The following is an 8,081-nucleotide window of genomic DNA, read 5'->3' on the forward strand; positions in this document are numbered from 1 at the left end:
AACCCGCTAAGGGTGGGAGTCTTTGGACTGGCAGGGAGGTAGGTTACACGCTACGATGCGGCTCATTCGTTAAGACACTTCGTGTCTTCCACGGCTTGCGGGGCTCTCCGAGCCTGAGCCATGGATGCATGCTCATGAGCCGTAAGCCCATCATCAGGCGTAAAGACGCTGCTCCGCTACGCCTGCTGATTACGGCTCATTTTTCTCGGGCTAAAGGGAAGAGGTTTTTGGTTGACACCACAAAGTGACCACAAAGTGACCACTAAGATATGTGTTTTTTGGATGCTTTTTGTCTGCGCTTTAGAATTTAGTGGGCACTAAGTGACCACTAAGTGAACGGTTTAAGAATATTTTTAAAATTTAGCCAAAAAAAAAGGAGACAGGGTTATCCTGTCTCCTTTTTATGTTGTGGCTGAAACTTAGTTTCAGCGCTTATATATAACTTATTCTTAGGTATATTCATGCCGCATTTCTTGGCTTCAGCTATCACCTCATCCCTAATCTGATACATCTGAATGCGGACGCTTCTGCAGCCTAATAAGCGGTTTAGTTTGGCAAATTTGGATACAATTATAGCCGGTATCCTTGTAGGACATAGGGCAAGCAAGTCTCCTTTTAAAGTTCTGAGGCATCGATTTGTAAGAATAGTATCTACCTGATACTTTTGAGGAGACTTCGTGTGATTTTTTTGGTCCTTTCCTTTTTTGCATGGTTTTTCAATCATGCGGATTTGATATTCAACAATATCCCCGACTTTTAAAGTGAGAGGGTTTGTGTGAATATCTAAAAATTTATCGTCATAGGTTTCTGGGACTATTCCAGGGGTATGCAACAGGACGCAAGTGTCCCGATACCTTAATGCCTGAAAATTTGCCAGACCCTTTTTCTTGCGATAAATTGTCACATACTTCAACAAGTTGGCAGAATACTTCTCTACCAGCTTATTGTCTATTTTTTTCCATTTGTCTTGCTTGGCAGCTGGGTATTTTGTTATGCAATAGAAATAATACCCACGCTGAACAAGGAGTGCTATCCGTTGAATAAATCCTTTGGCCGTATCAAATTCCACATCTTTGTCCATAATAACCTCCCGATTATTTGATAGGACGCCCGCCAGGGCCCCTTCGAAAAAAGGGGGGAGGTGATCACCCTCCCGATAAATAAACTGATTGAAAACACAGGGATGACCTTTTCCCAGACCTTGTGTGTTGAGCGTCACCTCAACAGTCTATATAGCGCCACTGCCTTGCAGCGCTATACCCCTTGCGGGAGGTAGTCGGTCTTGCTCTCATTCCTCGCGCGCCTGAGCGCCGGTCGGAACTTGCCTCTTTAGATTTGCTGATCTTGTTAGACTGGTTAGGTGTCGCGTATCCATCTACTGGCTGATAGGAGTCGAATATAGAAGGCCTCCCTTACTTCCCTTTGCAGGCTTTCGGTCACCAGTAGACTTCGGAGCTGTTTGGCTTAGCACCTTTACAGTCATTACACGGTCGCATCCTTGTCAGGACGCTTTAACGAGTTGAGCTATTTGGAATCGGCATTACTGCCTTATCCTCCCTCGCCGTGATAGGTTGCATCATTACTGATACCCCCTATATGGGATTTGCACCCATTTTCAGCAAAACATCAGAGTCGCCCATAATCTTTTTTCTAGTGAGTAGAAGCACCCATTTCAGAATGCAGCCCTCATCCCCACTGGACAAGCATGTTTCCATGCATCCAGCGAGTCCCCTGGCTCTACGATTACGGTTGACAGCCGTAAAGTAGCGAATGCCAGACCCAACCTCTAACGGTTGATTAGTCCGCTATGGCGAGATGTGTTTCAATCAGTTGTGTGTAATTTGTTTGTTCAAAGGAGTGTATTTTTGGATAGCACAACAAGACATTTATTGGTTTAGGAATATAGCAAAAGACTGCTCTGCAACTATATTCTAAAACGTGGAAAGAATCTTTTTTAAATCAAAATCTTATACCTAAATATTTGTTTGAGCTAATTGATATGAGATTTTGATTGATAACAGCCGCCGCTGTTGGGTATGAGCGCAGGGCTAATGACCTGCAGCTTTGTAGGTTTCTTTGCGAGCTAATGCAGGCAAATAAGGTCATGGATTTACCATGGAAGGTTTCCGCCTTTGGCGGAACAGAAAATGGTGAGAGAAACAACTAATATTATTTTATAACATGAATATTTTTTTTGCAATGGACTTTTTGACGGTTAAATCGTCTGGATATCTGATTCAATAATGTCTAAGCCGTCTAGCGGCTTAACCGTCTGGATATTGAAGTTACTACTATCTAAACCGCTTGGCGGCTTAGACGTTTGGATATTGAAGTTACTACTATCTAAACCGCTTGGCGGCTTAACCGTCTGGATAGTTTCTTCTTCGCTTTTGTTTTGTCCAGACGGTTTGACCGCCTGGACATCGGCTACCACTAAAAACGAACAAATAGGGGTCAGCTCACGATTTGTAAAAAATCGTACGTTAAGACAGTAGAAGCCATCTATTATTCGTCACTCTATCCTCTACTGGCAGAGCTAAGCGCGTAAAGTATCAAAAGACTATAACTTAGAAGAGCTTATGCTCGAAAGACAGATATAAAAGCACACCATACTCGCCCCTCGACGATCCGACTCCGATGGGAAAACTGATTCCGGGCACAATTTGCAATCCTGATTTGAAATTTATTGCGAAGCGAGCTCCAGGATTGATGAAAAAGCTATTCTCCCAAACCTTTGACCCATCGGGTTGCAAGGCCTGAGACGCATTCCATACAACCTCGGTCAACACATTTACATTCTCTGAAAGAAGGTAAACTACGCTGGCTCCGAGATTATATCCCCAAAGATCACCCTTCGCTCCCGACGCCTCTCTCGCACGCGGAGTAACTGTGGCTCCAGCATTCCAGTGGGTGACCCATTTATGCGACAATTCAATGCTCAGTGGGATGTTGACCTGATAACCGAGGGCTCCGTTCCCAAATCCCTCTCTGTAGTCGCCTGTTGGAAGCAGCAGTGAAAAACGCGGCGCAAGAGCGACATTGTCTTTCATGATCAACTGATATCGGTAGTTCAGGGCGATGTCGCTGATGCCGGTGCGAGATCCATCGCCCTGCAGATGGGCGAAGGGGATTGTGTACGAGAATTGGTGGGCCTGTTTCGGCACGGGCCATTCCTGTGTAAAAGTATAAAGCCATTCCTTGGACTTCTTCTGGTACTGGAAAGCCTGTATATGCTGTACTACTCCATCTTCCTGATTGTAAGCCTCCTCGATCAAAAAAGAATTGTCCTGTATCTTCTTCGGTTCCTCGGCAAGGCCCTGGCCGGCGTAAATGCTGATGATGATTATTATTGCAAAAGCAGTAATCCGCATAATTACACCTTTCATGGCTGATTTATCCTGCATACCTGATGAAAAGGCTATTTATTGATAATATCAGAATTCCCGGAAAACATAAAATGTTCTCGAAGCATCGATATATCTGCAGCATATATTCCGGAAACTGGAACAATACGGCAGACGCAAATCCACGTGCTCACATCTATCTTGATTCAATAGTCATCGTCGAAATTCCAAGTTTTATTTAGCTGGGCGGCATGGCAGCTTCTGCCTCAAAATTAAAAAGCCGCAGACTGTTCAGAATAACGATCACTGTCATTCCGACATCTGCAAAAATCGCTAGCGCAAGATTGCTGTATCCAGAAATTGCGAGCGCCATGAAAAGAGCTTTCACTGCGATAGCAGCTACAATATTGAACCGGATAGTTTGGACGCAGCGTCTTCCAAGACGAACAAGAAATGGGATGCGATCAAGCCTGTCGTTTAGCAAGGCAATGTCTGCATTCTCAAGGGCGAGATCAGATCCTGCAGTGCCCATCCCAATGCCAACCGAAGCCGCAGCAAGGGAGGGCGCATCGTTGATTCCGTCACCGACCATGCCAACTGTCCCATAACGCCTTGTCATAGACTGCATCTCGCGGGCCTTGTCATCCGGAAGAAGCCCTGCTTTTATCTCGGTTATTCCAACCAGACTGCCAACGTGTTTAGCAGAAATCTCGTTGTCGCCTGTCAACATGAAAGGCTCTATTCCCAGCTCCCGTAGAGAGTCCACCATCTGTCTGCTCTCTATCCTTATATCGTCCGTAACACCAATTACTCCTTTTACATGAATAGAATCGCTGATGACAATGGCAGTCTTGCCCTGTTTTTCAAGTTCCAAAACGGTAGAAGCTACTTCCTCAGGCACATAATGCTCCTCAGCCACAAACCGCATGCTTCCGAGGCAGTGATGGGGATCGGTGCAGATTGTGCACTGCCCTTTCACGCCTTTTCCCGGGGTTGCCTGAAAATTCTCAAATGGATGCGCTTCCAGCGATTGTTTGGCGGCCTTGTCCACAATGCTCTGCGCGATAGGATGTTCCGAAAAGACCTCGAGTCCGGCAGCACAGGCTAGCGCTTCTTCTACTGTATAGCCGTTGAATGCTCTTACATCTGACACAACTGGGCTGCCCTTGGTAAGCGTTCTTGTTTTGTCGAAAGCGATTGCTTTCATACGCCCCAGGGCCTCGAGAAACTGACCGCCCTTAATCAATACGCCTTTACGCGAGGCATTGCCAATAGATGAGAAGACCGCGATAGGCGTAGAAATAATCAAAGCGCAAGGGCAAGCAATAATTAACAGGCTAAGCGCCTGCGACAGCCACAGCTCAGGAGCCCCTCCGAAAAGCCAAACCGGAATTGCATAAAGAGCCAGAGATCCAAGGATGATTGCCGGCGTATAATATTTGGCAAACTGTTCAATAAACCTTTGCGACGCTGCCTTTTGTTGGGCTGCTTCCTCGGTCAGGATGATAATCCTGGCCAGAGTAGTGTCATCCACCGCTTTGGTTACGCGCACCTCAATGTATCCCTGCGTATTCAGGGTTCCAGCATAGACGGCATCGCCGACATTCTTTGTCTTTGGCAGCGGTTCGCCGGTGATCGTCGCCTCTTCAACGAGCGAAGTTCCTGCAATAACATCTCCGTCAAGTGGAATTGCGTCGCCGGGCCGAATTTCGATTACCTCTCCAATAGACACTAATTCTACCGGCACACGTTCTTCTCGCCCCTTGATCCAGGCTGTCTTCGGAGCGCGCGCCATGAGCGCTTCAATGGCTGTGCGGCTGCGCTTCATTCCGAAATCCTCAAGCGTCTCGCCAAACGCGAAAAGCGTTACGATAATTGCAGCCTCTTCCAGTTTCCCAAGATAAAGAGCTCCGCCGATGGCAATAGTCATCAGGAGATTAATATCCGAAAAGTTAAAGCGGAAAAGACTCCTGAGACCATGCAAGAGCACGTTCCTGCCGAACAGGACGATGATACCTAAGAATAGCGGCCATTCAATCCAGTCAGGCAGGTTCTTTCCAAAAAGAGCCCCTATTTCAAAGGGAATAATGACTGCAAGCGCAATCAATAGATGTCTGATCTTTGAATTTTCAAGAAGAGGTTTTATATCCATTATTATCGAAATCCTTTCCGGAAATGCCGATTAGCCGTACATTAACATTATATAAACTGTCCGGGCGGCGGTTTTCCGCCGCCCGGGAGCAGCCTCAATGCCGGTCCAGCATTCTCTTTCTGCTCACTTTGCCGTGACTCACAAAAACCCTGTCACCGACGTTGATCGTAGCATCGACGCTTTTTCCTGTCAGCTCTTTTCCATCTGCCGTTTTCACAGTGATTGTGGAACCGTCGATCTTTGTTACTGTCCCTTTGATATTATCGGCCGCAAAGCCGGTCGTGGCAATCGATAATATGAGACATAATGTCATAACGATCATTAATAAAAACTTCATAGCGAGCTTATTGTTTTTTCCCGTCAATGTATACCTCAAGCGATGAGACTCCCTTGAGGTATGAAGGCATACGGAACGGGAGATTCTTCATCTTGTACAAAGGCTTGAATTCAACAACAGCAGTTCTGCCTTCCCGTATAGTCACCTTTGCGACAGAGATCGCATTATCATCCGGCAGTTCTATCCTGACATCGTATATGCCAGGCTTCAGTCGGAGTCGTTTGTCCAGCGAGTAGCGCATACCAGGTCCCGCCTCCGGGTCCTTCGGCGTACTTCCGTCCGGTGCATACTTTGGGGTATCGGCCTGAGCACCTTCGACGCTCCATGTAACTGACTGCTGTCCAACAGTTACAACAAACGGATAATGATCGGCGCCATGATGTGATGCGGAGCTTTCCATCGGATAGAAGCCCTCCGGGTGTGTCTTGATTGACGTCTGTATAACAAGATAGCCGAATCCAGCTGGAACTGCCTCTGCTATCGCTTCTACAAATGTATCTCTAGAGACCTGCGAATCGTGATTATGTGTATTAAGCTGTCCAGCTGCGCACCCAGCCAGCAATAGACCTGTCAAGACCAATGTCGCACTAATAATGAGCTTGTTCATTTTTTCTCCTTTTGGCTTGCCGCCCCTTAACTTATTTTAGAGCCACCAACTTTGAATGCCATATCGACTGTAGAGACATATATTTTGCCATCACCTCGCAGTCCAGTGCGGGCATTGTGGTCTATAATCGCCACAATTTCATCTGCAATATTGTCGTTACAGAAGATCTCGATCTTCACATGCTTAGCGAAATCGAGAAGATCGTCCACAACCGGGTAAGCCCTTTCTGACTCACCGCGCTTGCCGAAGCCACGGACATTCAGCACAGTCATGCCGCGCAAACCTTGAATTCCCTGCAAAGCCATGGCTACATTACCCAATTTGTGCGACTTGATATATGCTTGTATCTGTTTCATATAATCCTCCCTATTTCATTACCGAATCTTCTTCGGGGTTGATGGCAAACCAGCGATAAAGAGCCGGAATTACGAGCAGAGTCAACGCAGTTGAAGTTATAAGTCCACCAATCACAACTGTAGCAAGAGGCCGCTGCACCTCGCTGCCGGAGCCGCTGGAAAGAACCATTGGCACAAGACCGAGAGCTGCAGCCAAAGCCGTCATAAGGACCGGCCTCAGACGTAAACAGGCCCCCTGAATGCAGGCCTGTTCCATCGGAATTCCATCACGAAGCAGCTGGTTCAGATAAGTAACAAGAACCATACCATTGGCAAGAGCAATGCCAAATAAAGCTATGAACCCCACCGACGCAGGAACCGAAAGATTCTGACCGGTGACAAAGAGTCCAACCACTCCGCCGACAAGGGCAAGGGGAATGTTCAGCAAAATCAGGAAGGTGTTCTTCATGGAGCTGAACGCCGCATACAACAGCAGACACACAATGAGGAGCGTAACCGGCACAACGAGCATCAGCCGTTTGTTGGCCTGCTGTTGCAGTTCAAACTGTCCGCCCCATCTGACAAAATATCCGGCGGGGAGCTTGATCTTTGCGTCAATCGCCGCCTGAGCGTCCTTCACAAACGAACCGATATCACGGTCTCTTACATTACATTGCACGGTGATAAAACGCTGATTGTTTTCGCGTGTGATCTGACGCGGACCGACAATTTCCTCAATCTTCGCAAGCTGCGACAACGGTACCTTTAGACCGCCCGGCGCAGCAACGATGATATTTGCTATCGCTTCTGAGGTTCCGCGCGCTTCAGGGACATAGCGGACAAGGATATCGAACCTCTTGACACCTTCGAAAACCTGACCGGCTTTTTCTCCGCCGACGGCGGAGCGGATAGTTTCCTGGACATCTTCAACGTTAATGCCGTACCGCGCAATCGCTTTTTTGTCCATAGTAATTCTGAGCTGCGGCGTGCCTGAAACCTGGTCTTTTTGCACATCGGCTGCTCCAGGCACAGTCTTAATGATCTTTTCAATTTCCCCCGCCTTTTTCTTGAGTATTTCCATGTCCGGCCCGACTATTTTTATCGCAAGGTCAGCCTTTGTTCCTGTAAGGAGTTCATCCACGGCTGCTGCAATGGGCTGGGTGAAATTCAGCTGAACGCCCGGAAAATCCCTGAACGTTTCACTCATTTTTTTTGTAAGCTCTTCGAGCGACCCTGCGGATTTCCATTCGTCTTTTGCCTTAAGGGCTACGACGGCTTCGGCGCTGTTTACAGGGTCGGCATGCGC

The 8,081-nt window shown here is 47.4% G+C and carries 7 protein-coding genes; all 7 read right to left on the reverse strand.

Annotated elements, in window-relative coordinates; genetic code table 11:
* Window positions 1-385: 385 nt before the first annotated feature.
* Complete coding sequence (locus tag LLF78_04255) at window positions 386-1,081, reverse strand: hypothetical protein (protein ID MCE5201704.1); 696 nt, start codon at window positions 1,079-1,081, stop codon at window positions 386-388.
* 1,486 nt (window positions 1,082-2,567) lie between these two features.
* Window positions 2,568-3,386, reverse strand: a complete 819-nt coding sequence (locus LLF78_04260; protein ID MCE5201705.1) for a transporter — start codon at window positions 3,384-3,386, stop codon at window positions 2,568-2,570.
* A gap of 196 nt (window positions 3,387-3,582) precedes the next feature.
* Window positions 3,583-5,496 (reverse strand): cadmium-translocating P-type ATPase, encoded by a 1,914-nt coding sequence (gene cadA, locus LLF78_04265; protein ID MCE5201706.1) that lies wholly within the window; start codon window positions 5,494-5,496, stop codon window positions 3,583-3,585.
* Window positions 5,497-5,590: 94 nt separating this feature from the next.
* Window positions 5,591-5,872: a hypothetical protein gene (locus tag LLF78_04270; protein MCE5201707.1), complete on the reverse strand. Its 282-nt coding sequence runs from the start codon at window positions 5,870-5,872 to the stop codon at window positions 5,591-5,593.
* On the reverse strand, window positions 5,841-6,440 hold the full coding sequence (locus tag LLF78_04275; protein ID MCE5201708.1) for a hypothetical protein: 600 nt from the start codon (window positions 6,438-6,440) through the stop codon (window positions 5,841-5,843). Before LLF78_04275 ends, LLF78_04270 begins: the two co-directional genes overlap by 32 nt.
* Before the next feature lie 26 nt (window positions 6,441-6,466).
* On the reverse strand, window positions 6,467-6,796 hold the full coding sequence (locus LLF78_04280) for a P-II family nitrogen regulator (GenBank protein MCE5201709.1): 330 nt from the start codon (window positions 6,794-6,796) through the stop codon (window positions 6,467-6,469).
* A 10-nt stretch (window positions 6,797-6,806) separates the two neighbouring features.
* Window positions 6,807-8,081: efflux RND transporter permease subunit (locus LLF78_04285; protein MCE5201710.1), on the reverse strand; the 1,275-nt coding region annotated here is incomplete at its 5' end.

The organism is Synergistaceae bacterium, from assembly GCA_021372895.1.
In the GTDB taxonomy this organism is placed as follows: Bacteria; Synergistota; Synergistia; order Synergistales; family Synergistaceae; genus JAJFTP01.